This window comes from Gammaproteobacteria bacterium (assembly GCA_013214945.1).
Taxonomy (GTDB): domain Bacteria; phylum Pseudomonadota; class Gammaproteobacteria; order Enterobacterales; family Psychrobiaceae; genus Psychrobium.
In genome coordinates, this window is the sequence record JABSRT010000002.1 from 56985 (window position 1) to 79512 (window position 22528).

Annotated in this window: 18 protein-coding genes and 5 tRNA genes; 17 read left to right on the top strand and 6 right to left on the bottom strand. The window is 42.4% G+C overall.

Going from position 1 to position 22528, the window contains the following annotated elements:
• The first annotated feature begins 54 nt into the window (after positions 1 to 54).
• The 15 genes from HRU23_00965 to HRU23_01035 all read left to right on the top strand — a co-directional run bounded on the left by HRU23_00965 (position 55) and on the right by HRU23_01035 (position 12256).
• A complete protein-coding gene (locus tag HRU23_00965) occupies positions 55 to 1221 on the top strand; it encodes an FAD-dependent monooxygenase (protein ID NRA52699.1) in 1167 nt (388 codons plus the stop codon).
• A 185-nt stretch (positions 1222 to 1406) separates the two neighbouring features.
• A tRNA-Leu gene (locus HRU23_00970) sits at positions 1407 to 1491 on the top strand.
• 47 nt (positions 1492 to 1538) lie between these two features.
• Positions 1539 to 1613: transfer RNA gene (locus HRU23_00975), tRNA-Gln, on the top strand.
• Between the two features lie 75 nt (positions 1614 to 1688).
• Positions 1689 to 1765 (top strand) — tRNA-Met (locus HRU23_00980).
• 47 nt (positions 1766 to 1812) lie between these two features.
• Positions 1813 to 1887, top strand: a tRNA-Gln gene (locus tag HRU23_00985).
• A 79-nt stretch (positions 1888 to 1966) separates the two neighbouring features.
• Positions 1967 to 2051, top strand: a tRNA-Leu gene (locus HRU23_00990).
• Positions 2052 to 2432: 381 nt separating this feature from the next.
• Positions 2433 to 2945 carry a paraquat-inducible protein A gene (locus HRU23_00995; GenBank protein ID NRA52700.1) on the top strand — a complete coding sequence of 171 codons (513 nt, stop codon included), beginning with the start codon at positions 2433 to 2435 and terminating at the stop codon, positions 2943 to 2945.
• Between the two features lie 290 nt (positions 2946 to 3235).
• Positions 3236 to 4822: a bifunctional phosphoribosylaminoimidazolecarboxamide formyltransferase/IMP cyclohydrolase gene (purH, locus tag HRU23_01000; GenBank protein ID NRA52701.1), complete on the top strand. Its 1587-nt coding sequence runs from the start codon at positions 3236 to 3238 to the stop codon at positions 4820 to 4822.
• Between the two features lie 200 nt (positions 4823 to 5022).
• On the top strand, positions 5023 to 6306 hold the full coding sequence (purD, locus tag HRU23_01005) for a phosphoribosylamine--glycine ligase (GenBank protein NRA52702.1): 1284 nt from the start codon (positions 5023 to 5025) through the stop codon (positions 6304 to 6306).
• A 249-nt stretch (positions 6307 to 6555) separates the two neighbouring features.
• Positions 6556 to 7179: a 50S ribosomal protein L25/general stress protein Ctc gene (locus tag HRU23_01010; GenBank protein NRA52703.1), complete on the top strand. Its 624-nt coding sequence runs from the start codon at positions 6556 to 6558 to the stop codon at positions 7177 to 7179.
• Between the two features lie 15 nt (positions 7180 to 7194).
• Positions 7195 to 7779 carry an aminoacyl-tRNA hydrolase gene (pth, locus tag HRU23_01015; protein ID NRA52704.1) on the top strand — a complete coding sequence of 195 codons (585 nt, stop codon included), beginning with the start codon at positions 7195 to 7197 and terminating at the stop codon, positions 7777 to 7779.
• Between the two features lie 43 nt (positions 7780 to 7822).
• Positions 7823 to 8914 carry a redox-regulated ATPase YchF gene (gene ychF / locus HRU23_01020; GenBank protein ID NRA52705.1) on the top strand — a complete coding sequence of 364 codons (1092 nt, stop codon included), beginning with the start codon at positions 7823 to 7825 and terminating at the stop codon, positions 8912 to 8914.
• A gap of 104 nt (positions 8915 to 9018) precedes the next feature.
• Positions 9019 to 9621 carry a 2OG-Fe(II) oxygenase gene (locus HRU23_01025; GenBank protein ID NRA52706.1) on the top strand — a complete coding sequence of 201 codons (603 nt, stop codon included), beginning with the start codon at positions 9019 to 9021 and terminating at the stop codon, positions 9619 to 9621.
• Positions 9622 to 10098: 477 nt separating this feature from the next.
• The gene (locus HRU23_01030; protein ID NRA52707.1) at positions 10099 to 10635 is read left to right on the top strand and encodes a hypothetical protein; all 537 of its coding nucleotides are present in this window, start codon (positions 10099 to 10101) and stop codon (positions 10633 to 10635) included.
• Between the two features lie 640 nt (positions 10636 to 11275).
• On the top strand, positions 11276 to 12256 hold the full coding sequence (locus HRU23_01035) for a hydrolase (GenBank protein ID NRA52708.1): 981 nt from the start codon (positions 11276 to 11278) through the stop codon (positions 12254 to 12256).
• 51 nt (positions 12257 to 12307) lie between these two features.
• Here the strand turns inward: HRU23_01035 and HRU23_01040 are convergent, their stop codons facing one another.
• From HRU23_01040 to HRU23_01050, 3 genes are read right to left on the bottom strand one after another with little or no spacing between them, the layout of a single operon-like run.
• Entirely contained in the window at positions 12308 to 12628 is a 321-nt protein-coding gene (locus tag HRU23_01040) for an AzlD domain-containing protein (GenBank protein NRA52709.1), read from the bottom strand.
• Positions 12628 to 13371: an AzlC family ABC transporter permease gene (locus tag HRU23_01045; protein ID NRA52710.1), complete on the bottom strand. Its 744-nt coding sequence runs from the start codon at positions 13369 to 13371 to the stop codon at positions 12628 to 12630. The genes HRU23_01040 and HRU23_01045 overlap by 1 nt, the downstream gene beginning before the upstream one ends.
• Positions 13372 to 13399: 28 nt before the next feature.
• Positions 13400 to 14803, bottom strand: a complete 1404-nt coding sequence (locus HRU23_01050; protein ID NRA52711.1) for a cobyric acid synthase — start codon at positions 14801 to 14803, stop codon at positions 13400 to 13402.
• Between the two features lie 168 nt (positions 14804 to 14971).
• Between HRU23_01050 and HRU23_01055 the strand changes: the two genes are divergently transcribed.
• Together HRU23_01055 and HRU23_01060 are read left to right on the top strand one after the other, a co-directional pair.
• Positions 14972 to 15856, top strand: a complete 885-nt coding sequence (locus tag HRU23_01055) for a hypothetical protein (protein ID NRA52712.1) — start codon at positions 14972 to 14974, stop codon at positions 15854 to 15856.
• 101 nt (positions 15857 to 15957) lie between these two features.
• Entirely contained in the window at positions 15958 to 17589 is a 1632-nt protein-coding gene (locus HRU23_01060; GenBank protein ID NRA52713.1) for a diguanylate cyclase, read from the top strand.
• 474 nt (positions 17590 to 18063) lie between these two features.
• On the opposite strand, the gene HRU23_01065 is transcribed toward HRU23_01060, so the two are convergent.
• The 3 genes from HRU23_01065 to HRU23_01075 all read right to left on the bottom strand — a co-directional run bounded on the left by HRU23_01065 (position 18064) and on the right by HRU23_01075 (position 22457).
• Complete coding sequence (locus tag HRU23_01065) at positions 18064 to 19383, bottom strand: hypothetical protein (protein NRA52714.1); 1320 nt, start codon at positions 19381 to 19383, stop codon at positions 18064 to 18066.
• A 72-nt stretch (positions 19384 to 19455) separates the two neighbouring features.
• Entirely contained in the window at positions 19456 to 19764 is a 309-nt protein-coding gene (locus HRU23_01070) for an EscU/YscU/HrcU family type III secretion system export apparatus switch protein (GenBank protein ID NRA52715.1), read from the bottom strand.
• Positions 19761 to 22457, bottom strand: a complete 2697-nt coding sequence (locus HRU23_01075; GenBank protein NRA52716.1) for a hypothetical protein — start codon at positions 22455 to 22457, stop codon at positions 19761 to 19763. The genes HRU23_01070 and HRU23_01075 overlap by 4 nt, the downstream gene beginning before the upstream one ends.
• Positions 22458 to 22528 lie beyond the last annotated feature (71 nt).

Below are 22528 nucleotides of genomic sequence, written 5' to 3' on the forward strand. Positions count from 1 at the left end.
ATCTCGCTAGAGTGTGCATAAAATATGTCGAGAAATTATTGAAGCGGAAATGAGATGCAACAGTTTGATATTGTCATTGTCGGTGGTGGCATGGTCGGTGGCGCGCTAGCGTGTGCATTAGCCCCTTTAGGGTTAACGATTGCGCTGGTGGAACAACACACCCCAACTCCTTACCAAAAAGAACAGCCGATGGATCTGCGGGTTTCGGCGATAAGCGCAGCTTCAGAACAGTTACTGACTCAAGTGGGTGCTTGGCAACATCTTAGCGAGATGCGCACTTGCCCTTACCGTTTTTTAGAAACGTGGGAAACAGACAATAGTCATTTGCTGTTTGACAGTGCCACGATGTCGCGTGACCATTTAGGTCACATTATTGAAAACAGATTAATTCAATTGGCCTTATGGCAACAGCTAGCAACCTTTGACAATGTGACTATCTTAGCTGGGCAGACAATTACTGATATTGAGCCGTGCAGCGATGGTTATGCGTTAACGATTGGCGAGCAGCAGCTCAGTTGCAACTTGTTGGTTGGCGCTGATGGCGCCAATTCGTTAGTACGTCAAAAGGCTAATATCGGCATAACAGCATGGGATTACCGCCAACATGCGATGTTAATCAATATTACAACGGCATGTGAGCAGCAAGATATTACGTGGCAGCAATTCACAACTAATGGCCCGCGTGCCTTATTGCCTTTAGCTGGCAATAAAGCCTCATTAGTGTGGTATGACAGTCCTGCGACGATCAGGCGTTTATCAGCTTTACCATTGATCCAGCTTAAGCAGAAAATCATTAATGAGTTTCCAGATCGGTTGGGACAATTTGACGTTGATGATCGCGGCTCGTTCCCGTTAACCCGTCGTCATGCACATACTTACTATAAAGATAACTTAGTCTTGTTGGGGGATGCCGCTCATACGATTAATCCGTTGGCCGGGCAGGGTGTCAACTTAGGCTTTAAGGATGTCATCAAATTAAGTGAGCTAATTCATCACGCTCATAGCCAAGGTAAATGCTGGTGGCATGTCGATACACTAAATGCATATCAAAAATCGCGTAAGCCAGACAATTTGTTGATGCAAAGCGCGATGGATGTATTTTATTTAACCTTTAGCAATCACCGTGGCCCAATTAAGTTACTGCGTAATACTGCTCTTAAGCTGGCTCAGCAGTCACACTGGGGTAAAAAACAGGTAATGAAGTACGCAATGGGCCTATAATTGCTTTGTTATGGCACGTTTTATGTGCGTTATGTCTACAAAATGGACAGACGGTAACAAAGTCGATAAAAAGCGAAAAAAAACTATTGACGGTTGCGTGCTTCATCCGCATAATACGCCGCACTTAAAGAGAACGGCGCAGCGATGTGGTCTTTGACCTGTTGAGCTCTATCTTGAAGTATTGTGCGGGGGTGGCGGAATTGGTAGACGCGCTAGATTTAGGTTCTAGTATCCTAGGGTGTGAGAGTTCAAGTCTCTCTTCCCGCACCATTTATTTATTCAAGGTTTACTTTGAATAAGTAGATAAACATTTTAGTTGGGATATAGCCAAGCGGTAAGGCAGCGGGTTTTGATCCCGTCATTCCAAGGTTCAAATCCTTGTATCCCAGCCACTTTTTTAAAGTGGAGTTAACCTCGGTTAACATTAGAATGACGACAGCGTGAACGGCTGTAAAACGTTTAGTGATGGCTACGTAGCTCAGCTGGTTAGAGCACATCACTCATAATGATGGGGTCACAGGTTCGAATCCCGTCGTAGCCACCATATTTCTTTTATGTTATCTCAACGTATTAGAAATGAATAAGTTTAGTTGGGATATAGCCAAGCGGTAAGGCAGCGGGTTTTGATCCCGTCATTCCAAGGTTCAAATCCTTGTATCCCAGCCAACTATTCTTCTCGTTAAAAGCGAGTGATGTTATAAGAAATTCACCCTTTTTATAATGTTAAGCAGTAAAACTTTGTTATGCGGGGGTGGCGGAATTGGTAGACGCGCTAGATTTAGGTTCTAGTATCGCAAGGTGTGAGAGTTCAAGTCTCTCTTCCCGCACCATTTATTAAAAAAGAACGAACTAAAAGACAGTCGCTTAATTGCGATTTTTTTTGGTCTATAGAAAAGTAACTTTCTCAAGTAGCTTAAGTAAAGAAAGGCGAAACGAAGTTTTGCGAACACCCTCAAGTGATCGTAAATGCTACCGCGACGCGTGAGAGTTCAAGTCTCTCTTCCCGCACCATTTATTACAAAAGTACGAACTAAAAGACAGTCGCTTAAATGCGATTTTTTTTGGTCTGTAGAAAAGTAACTAATACGGTTGATATGTTATACAAGGCTCCTTTGTGAAGACTAAGCCGTGCTTAGGAATATGCTACTATTCGTCTATCGACAGCTAATCTAAGATTAAGTATGCAGGACGCCAAGAAAACAGGGGCCAAGATGAGCGATATTTTACCAAGTGATAATCAGGCGCTCGAGATCCCTCAAAGACAGGCAAGATGGTTGCTATTTTTATTATTGCTAGCGAGTGTCTTTTTTGCATTCGGCATATTCTTGCCGATGATCTCTATTACTAAATTTATGATAATCAGTAATGATTTTTCTATCATATCGGCAATACTCGAGCTGTGGCGAAATGGTCAAATACTGTTATTTATTGCAGTTGCTGGGTTTAGCGTGGTGCTGCCAATAATGAAAATTATGGTGCTGTTTAAATTACTCTCGATAAAATTAACCAACAACCTCAAAACACAACGTTACCTCCACTTAATGCATGAATACGGCCGTTGGGCGATGTTAGATGTCATGGTGGTGGCGGTTTTAATTGTGACTGTAAAACTTGGGCCTATTGTTAGTATAAAAGTACATTCTGGCTTGTTTGTGTTTGGCGCCGCCGTTTTATTAATAATGCTAATTACCCAAAAAGTAGTGGCCCTAACAAAGCAGCGATAGCCGTGACCATTGAAAATGCTGCAACGGTGCTATCAGTCACGCAACGCAGCAATAATCTAGGCTCCTAATTTTTAGGTTAATTATCCTCAAATAAATTTATTCTTAAATTAATGGTAATTATTTGCCACTTAGATCACATTTTCTTGTAAAATGTCGGCCTTAAATTTGAGTTACATCACAATCAAAATACTTAATGAGATGGAACGGCTGCTTGCATCCGGTTTAACTCGAGATTTTACTCTTTAAACTATTTTAATTATTACTCTTTAACTATGAGGCTTTTGCATAATATGTCAGCATCAAGACCTATCAAACGCGCTTTATTAAGCGTTTCAGATAAAAACGGTATCGTCGAATTCGCACGTTCACTAAGCGAGCAAGGCATTGAAATTCTTTCAACGGGTGGTACCGCCAAACTGCTGGAAGCAAACGGAGTTAGTTGTATCGAAGTGTCTGATTACACCGGACACCCAGAAATCATGGATGGTCGCGTTAAAACACTGCACCCTAAAATTCACGGTGGTATTTTAGCCCGTCGCGGCGTTGACGAAGACGTAATGGCGCAAAATAATATCAACCCAATCGATATGGTTGTGGTTAACCTTTACCCTTTTGCCGATACCGTGGCTAAAGAAGGTTGTTCACTGGAAGATGCGATTGAAAATATCGATATCGGTGGACCAACAATGGTGCGTTCAACGGCTAAAAACCACAAAGATACGACTATTATCGTTAATGCTAGCGATTACGATCGCGTATTAAGCGAAATGAAAGAAAATGACGGTTCACTAACTTATCAGACTCGTTTTGATCTCGCGATTGCCGCTTTTGAGCATACCGCAGCTTACGACGGCATGATCGCCAACTACTTCGGCACCATGGTGCCATCGCACGGTGAGCCAAGTGAAGACGGGTCTAAATTCGCTCGTACTTTCAATAGCCAATTTATTAAGCAGCAAGACTTACGCTACGGTGAAAACAGCCATCAAAAAGCGGCATTTTATGTTGAAGAAAACCCAGCTGAAGCGTCGGTATCTACCGCTAAGCAACTACAAGGTAAAGCGTTATCATTTAATAATATCGCAGATACTGATTCGGCCCTTGAGTGTGTTAAAGAATTCGATCAGCCAGCTTGTGTTATCGTAAAACACGCAAACCCATGTGGCGTTGCGATTGGCGATGATATTTTGTCAGCTTATGAACGTGCTTTTAAAACGGATCCAACGTCAGCCTTTGGTGGCATTATCGCTTTTAACCGCGAATTAGACGCAGCAACGGCCCAAGCCATTGTTGATCGTCAATTTGTTGAAGTTATTATTGCACCTGCTGTCAGTGACGAAGCACAAAAAATTGTAGCGGCTAAGAAAAATGTTCGCTTGCTAGAATGTGGTGAGTTTACCGCTAAAGCACCTGCCTACGATTACAAACGCGTTAATGGCGGCATGTTAGTGCAAGACAAAGATTTAGGTCAGGTTACCCTAGCCGATCTAAAGATTGTGTCTAAGCGTCAGCCAAGCGAGCAAGAACTAACGGATCTTATGTTCTGTTGGAAAGTCGCTAAATTCGTTAAGTCGAACGCGATTGTTTATGCCCGTGACGGCATGACCATTGGCGTTGGCGCTGGCCAAATGAGCCGCGTTTACTCAGCAAAAGTTGCCGGTATTAAAGCCCAAGACGAAGGGCTAGTTGTGGAAGGTAGCGTAATGGCTTCTGATGCATTTTTCCCATTCCGTGATGGTATCGATGCAGCAGCTGCTGCAGGCATTAGCTGTGTTATTCAGCCGGGTGGTTCAATTCGTGATGAAGAAATCATTGCCGCTGCAGATGAAGCGAACATGACCATGATCTTCACTGGCATGCGTCACTTCCGCCATTAAGATTTTTTGTTGAGCTAATCTCGGACTTTGTGACGAACCAAGCTTGAGGTTATCTATACCAAAAATCATTGAAATTGCAGTGAAGCCGTCAAACATTGAATAGCATGAGCTTATGTTTTATAAGTGATTGTTATTCTAAGCGAAGACAATAAAGCTGCGGTTTCAAGGATGACGGGTATATACATATTAAGGTATTACAGATGAATGTATTAGTTATCGGTGGCGGTGGTCGCGAGCATGCATTGGCATGGAAAGCGGCACAGTCGACTAAGGTTAGTAAAGTTTTTGTTGCTCCGGGTAATGCGGGCACTACCTTAGAATCTAAGCTTGAAAATATCGCGCTTGATGTTAATGACATCGAAGGCTTAATCGCCTTTGCAAAATCAAATGACGTAACAGTGACTATTGTCGGCCCAGAAGCGCCGTTAGTGATTGGCGTGGTTGACGCGTTTGAAGCGGCCGGACTTAACTGTTTTGGTCCACGTCAGGGCGCAGCTCAACTTGAAGGCTCTAAAGCTTTTGCTAAAGACTTTTTAGACCGTCATAACATTCCAACCGCTTGGTATCAAAATTTTACCGAAGTTGAGCCAGCTTTGGCTTATGTTCGTGAAAAAGGTGCGCCAATAGTAATCAAGGCCGACGGCCTAGCTGCTGGTAAAGGCGTGATCGTTGCAATGACTTTGGCTGAAGCTGAAGACGCGATTGAAGATATGCTAGCTGGCAATGTTTTTGGTGATGCTGGTAGTCGTGTAGTCATTGAAGAGTTTCTTGATGGTGAAGAAGCGTCATTTATCGTGATGGTTGACGGTAAAAACGTATTGCCAATGGCAACTAGTCAAGATCATAAACGTGTTGGCAATGGTGATACGGGTCCAAATACTGGCGGTATGGGTGCTTATTCTCCTGCTCCTGTTGTAACGGCTGAGATTCATGATCGTATTATGAACGAAGTTATTTACCCAACCGTAGAAGGCATGGCGGCAGAAGGCAATACTTATACTGGCTTCCTTTACGCTGGCCTAATGATCATGAGTGACGGCACGCCAAAAGTTATCGAGTTTAACTGTCGTTTTGGTGATCCAGAAACTCAACCAATCATGATGCGCTTAAAGTCAGATTTGGTTGAATTGGTTGAAGCGTCTTTTGCGCAAAAGCTAGATCAGGTTACTGCTGATTTTGATAGGCGACCTGCTGTTGGTGTCGTGCTAGCGGCTGGTGGTTATCCTAGCGATTATGCCAAAGGTGATGTTATCACTAACATTCCTAGTGCGACTGCTGATACTAAAGTATTTCACGCCGGCACTAAGCTTAATGGTAGCGACGTGGTAACAGCCGGTGGTCGAGTGCTTTGTGCAACAGCACTGGGCAATACGGTGACGCAGGCGCAGCAACGTGCTTATCAAGTTGCAGAGCAAATTCGTTGGGATAAAGCTTTTTATCGTACCGACATTGCTTACCGTGCTATCGCGCGCGAACAGTCTTAGTTTGACTGATACTCAGGTTAGCGCCTTGCTAACCTGAGTACTTTATCGAAAGTTATCCCGCTTAAATACCTACGCATAAATTATCTGTTTTGAGTTCACGATTCTAAGTCTCAGTCCAATTCTTTTAACCCGCTTTACTTGCTCTATTTTTATCCTCTGGTTATAATGCCGCTCCGAATTTTTCGGAAACGCGGGGATTTTGGTCGCAAAAATCCTCAACCTTAAATACATTTATTTGGAGACATTAACATGTCTAATATTATTCTTGATGCAGAACTTCGTACAGACCTAGGGAAAGGTGCGAGCCGCCGCCTACGTCACGCGAATCAAATGCCTGCAATCATCTACGGTGGCGAAGCTGCTCCTATTTCGATCACGCTAGCTCAAAACAAATTCTTCAAAGCTCAAGAAGAAGAAGCATTTTACTCTTCAATTCTTACTATCAAAGTTGACGGTAAAGAAGAGAAAGTAATCGTTAAAGCTATGCAACGTCACAGCCACAAGCCAATCGTTAACCACGCTGACTTCCTACGTGTTGACGAAACTCACGAAATCCACACTCAAGTGCCTGTACACTTCCTAAACGAAGATACTAACGCAGCACTTAAAGCTGGCGGCGTTATCTCTCACAACATGAGCACTGTTGAAGTTGCATGTTTGCCTGCTAACCTTCCTGAGTTCATCGAAGTTGATGTTGCTGCTCTAGAAGTTGATCACACTATCCACCTTTCTGACCTAGTTCTTCCTGAAGGCGTTACTTCAGTTGAACTTGCTAAAGGCGCTGATCACGATCAAGCAGTAGTTACTATCCACACGCCTAAAGGCGCAAGTGTAAGTGACGAAGAAGCTTCTGAAGAAGCTGCTGCTGAATAGGTCTGAGATAAATTCTTGGAAGCTATTAAGCTAATCGTGGGCCTGGCTAATCCAGGCCCCGAATATGCCCAAACACGGCACAATGCGGGTGCTTGGTATATTGAACAACTCGTAAACTGGCACAACACCTCTTTAAAACCAGAAAGTAAATTCTTTGGTCATACCGCTCGACTTACTATCGAAGGCAATGATGTTAGAGTACTTATTCCAACAACCTTTATGAATCGTAGCGGTCAAGCCGTTGCAGCAATGGCTAAGTTTTATCAGATCCCAGCAGAAAGTATTCTGGTGGTTCACGATGAACTCGACTTAGATCCAGGCATTGCCAAATTCAAACAAGGTGGCGGACACGGTGGTCATAATGGCCTTAGAGATATTATTAGTTGTCTGGGCAACAATAAAGACTTTCATCGCCTGCGCGTTGGCATTGGCCACCCAGGACATAAAGATAAAGTCACAGGTTATGTGTTAGGAAAAGCACCATCGGATCAACAAAATACGATGGACGGTGCAATAGACGAAGCTGTTCGTTCAACCAGTCTGATCTTTAGTAAAGATCTTAACGCCGCAAAAAATCGACTACACACCTATAAAGGTTAATCACCTTAGGGTAGTCACACTCAATAAATTTTAAGGAATCACCATGGGTTTCAAATGTGGTATCGTCGGCTTACCTAATGTCGGTAAATCAACACTATTTAATGCTTTAACCAAAGCAGGTATCGAAGCGGCTAACTTTCCGTTTTGTACCATCGAGCCTAATACTGGTGTGGTTCCTATGCCTGATCCTCGTTTGGATCAGCTAGCAGCTATTGTTAATCCAGAGCGGATCTTGCCAACGACAATGGAATTTGTCGACATTGCAGGTTTAGTAGCTGGCGCATCTAAAGGTGAAGGTCTAGGCAACAAGTTTCTAGCTAACATCCGTGAAACAGATGCTATTGGTCATGTTGTTCGTTGTTTTGAAGATGACAACATCATTCACGTCAGTGGCACCATCGATCCACTAGCTGACATTGAAGTGATCAACACTGAACTTGCATTATCTGATATGGATACGGCTGAAAAAGTCATTTACCGCCTGGCTAAAAAAGCCAAAGGTGGTGATAAAGATGCCAAGCTTGAAATTAGCGTGTTAGAAAAAGTTACCGCTCATCTTGATGAAGGCCTAATGATCCGTTCGTTAGAGCTAACTAAAGAAGAAAAAGTAGCCATTAGCTATTTAAACTTCTTAACGGCAAAGCCAACCATGTACATTGCTAATGTTAGTGAAGAAGGGTTTGACAATAATCCATTACTTGATCAGGTGCGTGAATTAGCCCTGACTGAAGGTTCTGTTGTGGTTGCAGTTTGTGCCGAGCTAGAGTCTCAAATTGCTGAATTAGACGCTGAAGATGCGGCTGAGTTCATGGAAGACATGGGCATTGAAGAACCAGGTCTTAACCGCGTTATTCGTGCTGGTTACGACTTGCTTGAACTGCAAACATACTTTACTGCAGGCGTTAAAGAAGTTCGTGCATGGACTATCTCGATTGGTGACACTGCGCCACAAGCTGCTGGTAAAATTCACACTGACTTCGAGCGTGGCTTTATCCGTGCTGCTGTTATCGGTTATGACTCGTTCATTGAGTTTAACGGTGAAGCTGGCGCGAAAGACGCAGGCATGCTTAAAGTAGAAGGCAAAGACTATATCGTTAAAGACGGTGATGTTATTCACTTCCGCTTTAACGTTTAAATAGCAGTCTAGTAATAAAAAAGCCGAGATATTATTCTCGGCTTTTTTGTTTTTGATTTGATTACTTTTGCTCTATTTGATCCAGCCTAAAAGGAAATTTGCCGATGGACAACATTCTTAATGGTATCGCTGACCATGGCTTTGTGGTGATTGAAAATGCATTACCCGCTAACGTCATTGCTGGTCTGTTAACCGACTGTCAGCACAACCAGCCGCAATTTAAACCCGCCGGTATTGGTCGCCAACAGGGCACGCAGTTAAATGACACAATCCGCAAAGATAAAACCCGCTGGTTTGATGGTAGCGATCCTGCGCAGGCCGACTATTTAGGCCAAATGGATCAATTGCGATCATCGATTAATCGGCATTTTTTCATGGGATTGTTCGATTACGAATGTCATTACGCCAAATATGAAGCCGGCGATTTTTACAAAAAACACCTTGATGCCTTTAAAGGGCGATCCAATCGAGTACTGACTACTGTTTGCTACCTTAACTCACCAGCAACAGGCGGCGAGTTAATAATCTATGCTGAAGACTCGACCACTATTCTAGCCCAAGTAAGCCCCAAAGTAGGCACGCTAGTGGTGTTTGAAAGCGAGCGTTTCCCCCACGAAGTATTAGCGGCACAATCGATTCGCTATTCCATTGCCGGTTGGTTTCGAACCAACAACTCACTAGCAGGTACTATTGACCCTGCGCGATAAAGCGGTAGCTAAGTGATCTACTTTGTAACTTGCTCTCGCGCAAAAGCGATTTGCATAAAGCTTGAGTGATTGTGTCGCAATGTTCAATTTACCATGATGTTTTCTAATATGTTCAGTGTCGTTTTTGTTGATTGTGCTTATAGCCAAGACTTGAATATATATTTCGTCGCGCGTTTATTGGCGTAATGACTTCAGCTCAGCTCAGCTCAGCACACTTTGTCATAATGTTATTCTCAAGCGGCTAATATTAATCAGTTATTGTTACCACGTCTTCGAAAGTGTGCAAAGGGGTTTGAGATAACGAGCATGCTCACTTTCTTTTTAAAAACACTTGCAACCTCACTGCTAACGTAATAATTTAATTGCATTAATTATTATGGTTACTGACTTTTCTAAAGTTAGATAACGAGCATGCCGCATATACAAATGTTAGGTTGCATGTGCATCTAAGCAACATACAGGGAGATCTGACTGTCCGTGGAAATATCAAACCCGACTTACATTGTCGCAGAACTAGAGGGAAAGGTTGCTGACTGGATTCTCGCTGTGCGCGAAGAGATCGAACCTTGTATTACCAACTTTCCACAAGAGATTACTATTACAGGTTCGTCAGGGGTAGGTTCTGTTACAGTAGGTCAAAAGCTAGATTACGTTATTTCTAGGCTTGAGAACCTATTTGAAGGTATACCGGCTTTTTCTTTCAAGTTTAGGGGCATTAATAACTTTCCTAATACGGATATCTACTTTGTTGAACCAGAACGAGAACTATTTGAGCAATTACACCATTTGCTAATAGGTACGGAGATTGCCTTTGATGATAATCCATTTCCGTATAACCCTCATTGTACGCTTAAAGCCTTTACACCATTAACCTTAAAGGATTCACAGTATTTGAATAGCTTACAAATACCAAAAGGGGAACACAAAATTAGTAAGGTAGCACTATATGAAAAGGATGGTATGATCCCCAAAAAGATTTGGGAAAAAGGCCTATCTTCGCATGTAGCAACCTAATAACTATAAGGTAATTCAACAAGGAAAAAACAGTTGGTCTTTGTTCCTTCGTCGCTATTTTAACCAACTATTTTTAGCCTGTTATTTGGGCGTTAATTCTCGCGATTACCTATACAAAACCTAATCCCAAACTCAACATTGGCACAACTATTCCAAGGCGATTTGTGCCCCTTAGCGCCACAGCTGAGAAAGGCAAGTTGATTGGACTAATCCTGCTGTTACTGGGAGCGAAGGTAGAACCTTTATATCTTTGATATGAAGCAGTCCGCTGTAGCAGTGATGCCAGCCCAAGCCCCTTGGATGGGTTTACGGCGTGCAGAGCGTGGTCAATTAACTTACCTTGGGCGCCTAGTATCTAAAGCGTTCATTAAAAAGTGAATCCCTAATCAAGCGGTCAGAGTAACTTGATACTGCGCCAAAAGAGGCTGGCATGCTTAAAGTTGAAGACTACATCGTTAAAAACGGTGATGTTATTCACTTCCGCTTTTTAATGCTTGATAATGCCAAGAGTAAACTAACCAACTTGAGTTTTTTATAATAGCAACCGGCCACTCACGAGGTTTCAAAATCAACAACCCCGACCCCTTGATTATGACCCCTTGATTACTAATATGACAAATTCTCACTAGCGAATATTTAAATGAAAAAATTTAAAGCGGCCACAGGTCTTCAAAATAGACACTTACAAACCTTGTACCCGACGTTGTTACGCCAGTGCCCAGCCATTGATTTTACGGTACAACAGTTTGAACTTGAGGATGGCGATTTTGTTGACTGTCACTGGTATAAGAAACCTGCAATGGACAGTAAAAAACCGATCGTTATTCTATTTCACGGCCTAGCGGGATCATCTAAATCAGCATATATTAAAGGCATGATGCAACACTTACACAGTAACGGGTACAGCAGTGTTTTAATGCATTTTAGAGGTTGTTCCGAGCGGCTCAATAGAACGGCAAGAGCTTACCATAGTGGTGACACCGCAGACGCTAAAGCTTGGATAGCTCACCTTAAAGAGAGTTATCCCGCAAGCCCGCTGTTTGCTATAGGCTACTCCCTAGGCGGTAATATGCTACTGAAGTTGCTGGCTGAGTATAGTCATTCATCACCACTGAGCGCCGCGGTTTCTGTCTCTGCGCCTATTCAGCTGGCCAGTTGCTCTGCAACAATGCAGCATGGTTTTGCCAAGGTTTATCAACGGTACCTATTACGACCACTAAAAATATCTTTGCTGAAAAAGTTTTTATGCCACGACTACATGGCGCTAATTGGTTTGAGCGTGCAAAGTATTAAAAAGATTAATAGCATTGAACAGTTTGATAATTTATACACCGCTAAAATCCATGGTTTCAGGGATGCAAAAGAGTATTACAAGATTTCGAGCGCGGGTCAGTACTTGCCTAACATTCAGTGTCAAACGTTGATTATTCAAGCGCTTGACGACCCATTTATGGGGGCGAATATAGAGGAAGAATTCAGAGAGTTGCCTATCAATATAAGTATCGACACCCCAGAAAACGGCGGTCATTTAGGATTTGTAAGTGGTTCTTTGTTCAAACCTAAATATTGGTTAGAACAGCGTATCAGCCACTATTTTTCGACCACAACAGCTCAGCAATAGTTTTTTTCACTGTAATAATTACCCTGAAAACGCGATCTAAAACCTATTGCACTAAGCCAAAATCAAATGTTTATAGACAAAAAAACAGCTCATGCTTACCACTATGGTCAGCAAGATATTACGTTTCCATAGCGCAATGCCTAGTGCGATAATCGCACCGATTAAATACGGGTTTTGTAACGTAATTGCCAGCTCGCCTTGGGGCATTAATACCGCGGGTACCCAGATTGCTGTTAATACACAAGGGGCGCTGAATTTAAGCGCCTGCTCGAGTTTTGCCGGTAATGTTATCGCATTGGCTTTGGCGTATAAGGCATAACGAATGCCAAAGGTAACGAGCGCCATCAGTAAGATCAGTAACCAAATTTCCATTATTTTTTACTCTGTAAGCGTTGATCTAAATAATAACCGACCGCCATGCCTGTGACCGACGATAATACTAAGCCTATTTTGTGTGGCCAATGAAAAGTTAGCACCGCTAACAAACCACTGGTTAATACTGCGATTACCATCGGTTTATTGATTAGGTGAGGTACCACCATGCCAATAAAGGTCGCAGACATTGCAAAGTCTAGCCCCCAGCTGTCAATGCCAGGAATAGATTGGCCAAAGAATATGCCAATAAGCGTGGCGATATTCCAGCTGATATAAAAGGTAAAACCAGCACCGAAATAGTGCCAATGGTTGTTTTTATCATCGAGGTTATTGATATGGCGAGGGTAGGTCGCAGCAAACACTTCGTCTATTAATAAAAACGCCAACACAATGCGCCAGCGCTGTGGCAAGTGCTTAACATAGGGCAACATGCTGGCGGCATAAATTAAGTGGCGTAAATTAACGATTAAGGTCGCAGCAACGATAAAACCAATTGAGGTGCCAGCAGCTAACATGCCAATTGCGACAAACTGGGCTGAACCCGCAAATACAATGCTCGACAAACCAACTGTTTGCCAAATATCGAGACCGGCATTAAGGGCTAAGGTGCCAAAAATAATGCCAAACGGAATGCCACCAATAATTAATGGTGTTGCGTCCCAAGCGCCTTGCCGGAAAAGTTGATAAGCAGACTTGGTGCTCTTTGCTGTGGTCGCTGTTGTATTAGTTACGTTGCTCATTGCTTGACCCATTGGCTTTGTTTAGTTATTAAGATTGCTGCAGTCTATCAAGCAGTTGCTCGATAGCTGGGTGAGCACTTAGGGTATCGAGTTGCTTATTAATAAATTTATCCCAATCGATACAGCGACCTTGCCAACCTAAGGCGGTTAAAAATTGCTGGCGGTAAGCCGTATTATTAAAAATATTGTGAAGATAAGTACCGCTGATATTTTTATAACGCCAGCCAAGATCACCAGTATGCGAAATTAGATCATCAGATGTTGCATGGCTTATGCCGCAATGGATCTCATAACCGGTGACGTCAAAACCAAATTCAGTGGCAACGGTTGTTTGCTGTTTGATCTTTTTTATTTTTAACTCGGTTGTTAACGGGATCAAGTTGAGTCCCTGATGATCGCCATCTTCAATCTGATGAGGATCGGTGATCGCTTGCCCTAAGATCTGTAAACCACCGCAAATACCTAAAATTGTTTTACCACTGTGTGCAAAGTCGATGATCAATTGATCTAAGCCTGATCGCTCTAAATAAGCGAGGCTAGCACCGCTGTTTTTACTGCCGGGTAAGATCAAGGCGTCAAGTTGACTAAGATCACTAGCACTTGAAATAGGGATCAAGTTAACACCTGGCTCGTTAAACAAAGGATCAAACTCGTCCATATTGCTGGCCCAAGGGTAGCTGATAAGTCCAATATTTAGATCCGTGCCAGTAAAGCTGGCTTGATAGTGCAGTTGATCTTCTTCTGGCAATTGGTGGCTTAATTCGGGAATAACCGCGACAACGGGGACTCCGGTTTTCTGTTCGATCCACTCATTAGCTGGCGCCAGCAGGTTTTCGTCACCACGAAAGCGATTGAGAATAAAGCCTTTAATTAAGCTTTGGTCTTGCTCGCTTAAACACATGTAAGTGCCCAGCAAGTGGGCATAAGCGCCACCACGGTTTATATCAGCCACGATATAAACATCGGCATTCGTTTCGATCGCTACGGCCATATTAACAATGTCGCTGTTACGCAGGTTAACTTCGGCTGGGCTGCCTGCACCCTCAATGATCATCGTGTCATGATGATTAAGCGATGCCAGTGCTGCTTTAACATGTGGCCAAAGATGCTGGCGACGCTCACGCCAAGGTAACACGCCAATGTCAGAGTTAACTTCACCATTGACGATCACTTGGGAAAATGTATCGTTAGAGGGTTTAAGCAAAATAGGATTCATTGACACGCTAGGCACCAGTTTTGCCGCGATTGCTTGCAGCCATTGCGCGCGGCCCATTTCTTTGCCATCGCTAGTGACCGCTGCATTGTTACTCATGTTTTGAGCTTTAAACGGCACCACATCTACTTTGCGATTGACCAAACCTCGACACATTAATGCCACTAAAAAACTCTTGCCTGCATCGCTCGTGCAGCCCTGAAACATGATAGAACGCATGACACCTCATTGAAAATAGCTTCACCGGCTAAGTAGCTGGCTGTTTAAGCTTGAAATTATAAGCTATTGGCGAGTTATGCCATAGGGTAATAACCGCTGATTTAAGTTGAATTAACAGAACACTGCTAAACTTAATCGGTAATTAGCTCACCTTTGAGGTCGGATTTTATGCTCTATAGCTTTAGTGAACTTCATTTGGACGTCGCCAGAAACTCCACGGATGATTTCAATTTGTTTCATGATAAAAATAAATGGCAGCAAGTTGTGAACAACCCGTTTACTGGGCCTATTTTACTGGGGTTTCAACTAGAAATGCTAATTGAAGGAGCTATGCGTGCTCACCGGTTTGAACATAATGAGGCCGATTTAATTGCTCAAGAAAATTTAATGTTTAGTAATTACCAATTTTCATTTGCTAATGCGGTGTCACCAGGCCAACAAGTTGATGTCTCCGTCAAAAAATCTTTATTTAAACCCGATTCAATTAATCCAGTTTTAGGTAACCGCATTAGTATTAAAGCCGATGGTAAGTTGTGTTTAATAGGTTATAAAAAGGAGTCTCGATTACCGCTTTTTTTAGCTGATCCGCAGTTGCCTGATTTCGCCCAATTAAAAACGGCACCAGATCGGAGTTTTTTACCTGATAGTGGATATTTTATCAAACGAAAATTTATGACCACCAGTAATGCTAAAAACTTTTTATGTAGTTCATTGCAACCCCAAGCTAACTTCTTTGATGAGGTTGAGGGGAAAATTGAATTTCCAGAGATATTTCCATGCGCTTTATTGTCGAGTGCGTTGTTAGAGAAAGCGGTTAAAGAGCAACTCGACTTTAAACTTGATCCGCTGATTTATACGTCGCATAAGCTTAGTGTTAATCGTAGTCATATGAAAAACCTTAAAAGTAATGATTGTTTGCAGATATTAGTGCGCCAGACCGACGTTAGCCGCAATAATCCTAAAGACGATTTACAACAAGAATTTGAGTGCTACGGGGTGATCAACCAGCAGCATTTATTATTCCGCGGCTTAATTAATTTAATTCCAGTGTAAATTACCTATTAATTTGTTGTTCAATCACTTACATAGTATGATGTTGTTCATTATTTAACCTTGTCGCACGGATGCGAGGTTTGTTCATTAGGATTGAGAGCATGGTTATGGTCAATTTTAGTTCAGGAAAATTCCAAGTAATTATTATCATTTTTGGCTGTTTTTTTTCCGGACTTGGTAGTTGGTTTTTTTATGATTTTGAGCAAAAATCTATTATTTCTTCATTTCAAAAAGAGGTCAATGAGCAAGTTGTATCCTTACACCGTGAATTGGTCTTAAGCCTCGAACCGTTATATTCCTTAAGTATCTTATTTAATAGTAATGAGCACCCAAGCATGGTGCAGTTCAATCGTGAAGCAAAACGGATGCTCAGTCGTCACGAAGACATTCAGGCGTTAGAGTGGATCCCGAGAGTTTCGCTATCTCAGCGCCAGGCTTATGAGAAAAGACACCAAGTTCAGTTTCCAGGTTTTGAATTTTCTGAAAGAAAAACCCAAGGAAAAATGATTCGTGCTGGCGAGCGTGCTGTTTATTATCCTGTGTTTTTTATCGAGCCTATTACTGGCAATGAGGCCGCTATTGGCTTTGATCTTGGCTCAAGCGCTAGCCGATTAAATGCGATTGAAAAGGCAATATCTAGTGCTAAACCGCAACTTTCAGCAAGTATTACTTTGGTGCAAGAGCGCGCTAAACAACACGGAATTCTTGCGTTTCTTCCGGTGTATCATGGTGTTAACTTCACCGCTGAGCAGCGCCAGAGAAACTTTGTCGGTTTTGTTGTTGGTGCTTATCGCGTTGGTGACATTTTTGTTAGCTCGGCGCTAGAAGATAAATATTTAGGTATTGAGATGCAGCTTATTGATCAAAGCCAGCCTGATGCCCCCAAAACGCTTTATCTGCATCAACCTAGAACAGCTGGTGCTGTGCACGAGTCGATTGTTTATGAAAAACAGCTGCCAACGATTTGGGGGCGCCAGTGGAGTATTATTGCGTCTCCTACGACTGAGTATATGGAGGTTCGGAGGGGGGCTTTACCTATGGTAGTCGCTATTGTCGGTTTTTTATTCACTTGCTTTATTGTTGGCTATGTTAGGGTTATTTCACGTCGAACTAAGACTATCCAAAAATTGGTTTTGCAAAAAACATTCGCTTTAAATGAGGCAAATAAAAATTTAGAAAAGTTATCACGCATTGATGGTTTAACAAATATAGCTAATCGACGTTCGTTGGACGAGTACCTGAGTAATGAATGGGAACGAGCAATCAGGCAAAGCCGACCTATTTCGTTCATCATCATCGATGTTGATTATTTTAAACGCTATAACGATAACTATGGTCATGTAGCCGGAGATGAATGCCTTAAAAAAATAGCAGCTCAATTAGAAAGCTGTGTCAAACGTTCTGGTGATTTGGTGGCACGCTACGGCGGAGAAGAATTTGCTATTGTGTTGATTGATACCCAGCAAGCTGAGGTGGTTGCTAATAGGTGCTGCCAAGCAGTATCCGATCTAGATTTGACCCATAAACACTCTGATGTTACCGACAATGTTACGGTTAGTGTTGGCGTATGTACCGCATTACCACTACAAGGTACTCACCCTAATGTTATTGTAGAGCTCGCTGATCAAGCGCTTTATACCGCAAAAAAGATTGGCAGAAACACCGTAAAAATCTGTGATTATACTAGCGAGATTAATGACGCTAATATAAATATTAGTACGTGTGTTAGTTAATATTTGCCTGATGTATTGTTAAGCACCATGCCTGATTGTTTGCTAGCAATGTCGTTAATTGCTGTGGTTTTACGAGGCAGAATGTTCGAATTAACCTATTAACCTATTAACCTATTAACCTATTAACCTATTAACCTATTAACCTATTAACCCATTAAGCAGTGGGCTACAAAATTTACTGCGTTGGTATATACCGACATCAAGACACCATTTTTCACTGATTAAGTTGCTGATTATGTCTGGTCATTTCTCCAGTGAAAGTCTCTAAATTCCGCGACAGCTTCCGTTATATCTTTGGGTTGTAATGGTACGTCCTTAACCTGTTCCTCATCGTAATAACCGCAGTAAGTATCGTTGATTGTATGATTGCTTGCGTGATACCAATTGCGATAACCAATTGATCTTTAATCGTGGTTATACACATAAATAGGCCACTAAATTTGCGGGTTTTCGAGTAGCTAATTACAGCGCTGGTTAAGCGCTACGGTGATCTATTTGCGGACTATTATCATCAAGAAATACTTGCTGTAATTGCTCGATACTTGAAATAGATAGTTGGGATAGTTGCTCGAAACTCGCGTGATCTAACGTGCTTAACTCTAACTGCAATGCCATATCTGCTAGTTGCTCTAAACCGATAGTGTCAGCGAGTGTTGCTAGCTGGTGCAGTTGCGATTTTGCTTGAACAGATTGATTGGCTACATGTGATTTTTTAGCATCAAGAATTAAGTTAGAAAATTGCTGCGGCAATTGCTCTATTTGTTGATTAAACTCAGCGGCTGGCGATTTTTTTTGATGTCGCTGTAACAGCTTAAGATTGATTAGTTGAGCTTGAAATGGTTGGCTCTTGGGCAGTTCCGGTTCGATCTGCAGCGCTGGCTCATTATTGGTGGTATCGCTTGTTGCTTCAGCGCAGGGGGCCAGCGTTGGTTCTTGCTGCTCGGCTACTGTTGGCTCAAGCGGATCTTGGTTTATTGTCGGCTCAATTCTGACTGCATCATCCGATTCGTTGGCCGCATGAGTTGCTGGTTGTGCTAGCTCTTCAATGTGCAGTGCCGGTTCAGATAATTCAAATTCTGCTGCTGGCTTATCGTCGGTCGTACTATTATCAAAGGCCATCTCTAGTTTGGACTCAGCTAAAAGGAATTGGCTTTTTTCATTGCATAAGATAATACAGCATAAGGTGAAGCAATAATGAGCAATAAACAAGGTGGAGATAATAACTAAGCTGATCGTATAATCAGAATTAGACAACATCGAGTTTTGCGGGCTCACCAGACTATGTATTTGTAAAGAAAATACACCAATCAGAAAAATACATAGGCTACCCATTAAGGTTCGGCCCTTGTTATGGTTAGGCAGTCGGGGGGAAATAGAAACTATTAGAATAATAAAGCAGGCGGTGATCGCGACTGTTGCCATAATCAATGAACGCAGTTCTATGTTGGGTTTTGTGAAAGTAAAATAACCGACAAATAAACTAAATGGGACAAACAACAATAAGGCTATCAAATTGTTATTTTTATTAAACTGAAAAAACTTCCGGCAACCAACTACTAATAATACAGTGGCGCAAATGGCAATTATATTGGCACTAAAGTGGGCGTATATAACCTGTGAGCTATCTGAAAAATAAATTAAATAACAACCGATGGGAAAACATAACGAAGCAGCCATCCACTCTTGCAACCCGGCATATTCTTTATTTAGGCGCCAAATACACATAAAAAAGACGGCATTTAATGCGGCAATTAAGCCAGACAATGTCGCCAAAGTTACTAGATCGAATTTCATAATATCTTCCATAAATTTATTAATATCCGTTAAGTGTTAAGTATAGATAACTTTATAAAAAATCTATTAAAATTAACTTTTTATATCTACTCGTTGGTGGCTGTTCTGCCATTTGTCGGGGAACTTTCCTTGCAAAACAAAGGCAAACGCAATCAGTTCTGCTATCACAATATAGAGCTCACGCGGGATCTCTTGACCAAGTTCCAGTGAGCTAAGAAATTTACTTAACTGGGCATCTTGGTGGATCAGAATGTCATTCTCTTTGGCGATAGCGATTAGTTCTTCGGCCAACGCACCATATCCCTTGGCGATTACTTTAGGAGCAGACTTTTGGTCATACTTTAAACCGATAACGCGTTTTTCTTCTGGCTTTTTGGTCATATCACTAGCTCGACTAATTGATTTGGGCGTTGTAATAGCGATTTAGGCAATGGCGCATGTTTGCAGCTAATATCATTAGCTTTTAAGCCTAATGTCTCTAATCGCTGACGGAGAAAGTCGGAAAAAAACTCCGCTTTATTTAATATTTCATTATTTTCACAAGTTAACTCAATCTCAACGTTACTACCTTGTAAGTTAGCGCTCGCTTGCAGCTTTTCGGTTGGTCCTATTGGTAACAGCAGGGTTAATTTCCATGACTTTTTATCTGGTTCGTCTGGATCGCACTGTTGTTCAATTTGACCTTCTACTTGCGGTACTGCGGGTTCGGATGTTGGTAAGGTGAAGAAAAAGATTTGCTGGTTGGTGCTAGTTTGCTCTTGGCTTTGGTATTGATACAACTGAATATGACCGCTTAGCGTTACTAATACTTCCTCGAGAGACTTAAAGCTCGGATGCTGACTTAACTGGGCCAAACTTTGGGCTAAATTTTGCGAGGTTGTTTGCTTGTTTGAACTCAATATCTTTTTTAATTGTGCGCTTAATATAGGCCCTAAAGGGGTCGTTGAGTTAGCTGCGCGCCCACCAAGTAAAAGCTGTAAAGCGCCGGCTAAGGGCCCCAGACTGGTAAGATTAATGCTAGACGGTGACAAGGGATCAAAGCGAACAAATTGCTCAATTAAGTTCGGTAATATTGGCGCCGTCGTCAATTGCTGCATATTGGGCAAGGAATGTTGGAGCTGCTTAGTTAAGCTCTGTAACTTAAGAATAGCTTGAGATTCAACAGGCTGAGTTTCTGTGGTCGCTATTTGCTTCGTTTGGGATGGAGCCAATGGTGCTTGAGACATATTAATTGAAGCTAACAAGGCGTTAAGTTTTTGCAATGATAGATGATTTTTTAGCTGTTTTACTGGCTGCTCTGTTGTCGCGATCTTTTGTTGATTAGCAGTTACTTGCTTGGCATCAATGCCAGGCGTGTTATTAAGGGCATTATCAGTCGGCTTAGCTGGCACAGAGTTATTTGTTGCAGCAAGGGGGCTAGAGACACGCTCCTGACTCAATGCTATTTTTGTGGCTAACTCAGCTGGTGAAACCTTTTCATTGGGCGCTGTGGCTGTGGCTATGGTTGGAGTTGTAGTTGGAGTTGTAGTTGTAGTTGTAGTTGTAGTTGTAGGTGTAGGTGTAGGTGTTGTGGATGATAAAATCTGTGAGCTACTTTTCGTTATAAGATCAATCATTGGCGAAGCAACTTCAGCATGCGGTAGCTTTTGCTGAATTGGCGCTGGGCTGACGACTGGGTTTGAATTAGCAATAGCAGCGGGTTGTAGCTTGGACGAATTGATTAGCGTTTCTTTGGTCAGTGATTGCGCTAATTCCGTAGCCGCTGCAACATTGCTATGTTGTATTTGTATTTGTGGTTGTGATTTTTTTTGGTGGTTTAATTCTGGTGTTATTAATTCTGTTGGTGGCGCGCTAATTACTCTGCGCTGAGCTGCTTGGCTGCTAGAAGAGTTGCTAGAAGAGTTGCTAGGGAGGTTACTAGGGGGGTTGTTGGGTAATTTAATTGTCTCGCTAGCAGGTTGCGTGATTAAGCTTGGCTGATATTGGGGGGTAACTTTGCGCGGGGTAGCCGTTGCGGATTCAGTCGCTATGCTTGGTAATTTTTCCAGTGACAGGCTTTCAGCCTTTGGTGCGATTGAATTGCTGATTATTTGCGAGGGTGGTTTATTTAATTTTACAACATCTTGGTTGGCACTAGTGTTAATAGGCTGTTGTGGCGTAATTATCGATGGGGCCACTTTACTCTGCGTGATGACATTAACACTTAGTGGTAACTTTAGTTGGGCAACGTCCTTGGTGGCTTCGGTGAGCTGACTCATTACTTGAGATAGCGGTTGATGTTTTAACCACAGCTGGATCCTAGGCGATGACATATCTATCTTTGGTACTTTAAGCGCTGGAATTTGAGCCGTTGTTTGTTCCGCAGAGTTCATTGCTGGTAATTTATTCATTACAGCCGCCGACGGAGTGCTGATTAGTTTGCTCAGATCTATTAGTGGCGACTTTTTGCTGATGTCAGTTAAAGAGCTTAGAATAACAATCGGCGCTTCTTTCGCTGGCAAGGGAGTAAATTGCACAAAAGCACTATTATTTTTCATCACAATTAATGTTAGCGAGTAGGTTTGGTTTAAACCGACCAAAGAAGCGCCAGGCAACGAGGCGGTTATGTTGACTAAATTTGGGGTAATAAGTTTGAGCGTCTCGTTGGGCAGTCGTCTTGCCTGTCCGATATCGAGCGGGCCTTTTGCTTCGATATAGCGTAATTGCTCGCTTAACTGGCTTGGCAGATTGGTGCTTGCTGCCAACTGTAATGCCAGATCTCGGCTAAGAGGTATTTCTGCGACAGGTGCCGAGGTCGGGTTAACCTTGCTAAGCGTAATTATTAGTTGCTGCTGGTCGATTTGCTTGATCGAAACCAGAACTTGTTGACCCGTTGTCAGTTGTTGCGATAGCTTGTTATCTGTAATATCAAGTAACAATACCGGTTGGCCTGGCAAACTCAATGAAATTATGTGTTGATCGTTGCTCAACACATGGCCAAGCATCGGCGGCATTGTCGATAATTTTTGTGGCTCGACAGGCAGCACATTAGGGCTGGAAACAGCGCTGTTTGGTGTTGTTGGAATTTCTGGCATAACAGATACTAGTTAGCAATTTAAATTAAGCATAACCATTTAGGGGTTAAATAGCCATTAGCGCTCTTAAT